At 59.7% G+C, this 2,137-nt stretch carries 1 protein-coding gene; it reads left to right on the top strand.

Features of this window, described 5'->3' with window-relative positions; all coding sequences use genetic code 11:
• Positions 1-301: 301 nt before the first annotated feature.
• On the top strand, positions 302-2,137 hold a 1,836-nt coding region (locus tag AC01FP_RS17135), incomplete at its 3' end, for a beta strand repeat-containing protein (protein WP_474481899.1).

Here is a 2,137-nt window from a genome sequence, read left to right as displayed (position 1 = left end):
AGGCAGCTTCAATTTCAACGACGCTCAACTATCAAAAGTCAATAACGCCGCCTCCATCAGCGTCCGCGTGTGGCAGGGCACCGCTGGCACAGGCTATACAAATTTAATTAACTATGGCAACGCCACATCCATCTCGGGGCTCGCAGCTGGCTTCACAATTAATTCAACGGATCAACCTGATAACTCCGGCAATACAATAAAGAACGGAACGGTCGCTCTGACTGGAACTGTAACGGCTGATTCAGCTTTTGTTCTTAATGTCAACACCGTCACGGTTGACACCATTGCCCCAACCGCCGCAGTGGCCATCACCGCCATCAGCGACGACACCGGCACCGCCGGCGACCTCACCACCAGCGACACATCACTCACCGTGTCGGGCACCAACGGAGCTCTTGGTGCCGGTGAAGTCATCGAGATCAGCTCCGATGGCGGCAGCACCTGGGCCAACGTTCAGGTCACCGGCACCACCTGGAGCTACGCCGATCCCACCACCCGCAGCAATGGCACCTTCACCTATCAGGTGCGGGTGATCGACGGCGCCGGAAACGTTGGCGTCAATACGGCATCCCAGTTCATCACTGTTGACACCGTTGCACCCACCGTTGCCATCACCGCCATCGGTGGCGACGACATCACCGTAAGCGGCCTAGCCGGTGACAACACCGTCGTCGGCACCGCAGAAGCCAACCAAACGGTGGTGATCGTCTTCGCCGAGACCCAGCTCGGCACCACCACCGCCGATGGCAGCGGCAACTTCTCCTACACCCTCACAGCGGACAACCTGACCGCGATCGGCCAAGGCAGCGGCAAATCCATCACCGCCTCCCAGACCGACGCCGCCGGCAACACAGGCACTTCCGCTCCCTTCTCCTTCTCGGCTGACACCGTTGCGCCCACCATCACCTCCGGCACTACCGCCACAGCCATCAACGAAAATTCTGGCGCTGGCCAGGTCGTCTACATCGGTGCCGCCACAGACGCCAGCACCGTCTCTTTCTCCCTCAAGGCCGGCGGCGATGCTTCCGCCTTCTCCATCGATGCCGCCACCGGCGCCGTCACGCTTACCGCCAACCCAGACTTTGAAACCAAATCCAGCTACTCCTTCACTGTCGTTGCTACTGATGCCGCCGGCAACGCTGCAGAGCGTCAGGTTTCGCTGGGTATTAACAACGTCAACGAGGCACCAACCGCTATCAGCCTCTCGGCTAACACCATTGCCGAAAACACCGTCATCGGCACCGGCTTCAAGGTTGGCGACCTCAGCATTACCGATCCCGATGCCAGCGGCAACAACAACGTCCTGACCCTTGAGGGCGACGATGCCAGCAGCTTCGAGATCCGTGGCAGCGAGCTCTTCTTCACTGGCTCCAGCCCCAACTTCGAGGTCAAAAACTCCTATGCCGTCACCGTCAAATCCACCGACGGCGGCCTCATCTTCAGCCAGCCCTTCACCGTCAACGTCAACGACGTCAACGAGGCACCCTCCATTACCTCGGCGGCCACGGCCTCCTTCGCGAAAAATGCCACCGGAACCGTCTACACAGTCACCGCCAGCGACCCCGACGCTGGTACCACTCTCACCTATGCCATCGGTGGTACTGATGCGGCTCTCTTTGACATCGACAGCGCCACCGGTGCTGTTACTTTCAAAACTCCGCCCAACTTTGAATCCCCTCAAGACGTTGGTGGCAACAACGTCTACGACATCACCGTCACCGCCTCCGATGGCGACCTGAGCTCCCCAGCCCAGGCGGTGGCCATCACCGTCACCAACGTCAACACGTTCACCGGCGGAGACGGCAACGATTACCTCAGCGGCAGCGCTGACAACGATGTACTCAGCGGCGGAGCTGGCAACGACCTGCTTCAGGGCGGTGCCGGCGCCGACACCATGACTGGTGGGTTAGGGAACGACAGCTTCTTCATTCCAACGGGCGACAACACAATCGCGATCGGTGGCACCGTTAATGCCGGCACCATCAGTGGCTTTGATGTCATTACCGACTTCACACTGGCTAGCGGCTCAGCGGTCAGCGAAGCATTGCGGGTGACGCCGTCTGGGACGAATGCCAGTTTTGCGACCAACTTCTTAGCAGGCAACGGAGCCGACTCAGCTTTCACCATTGGTGGGCAG

The sequence above is a fragment of the Cyanobium sp. NIVA-CYA 375 genome (assembly GCF_056108345.1).
This window is presented reverse-complemented; position numbering and strand designations above follow the sequence as displayed.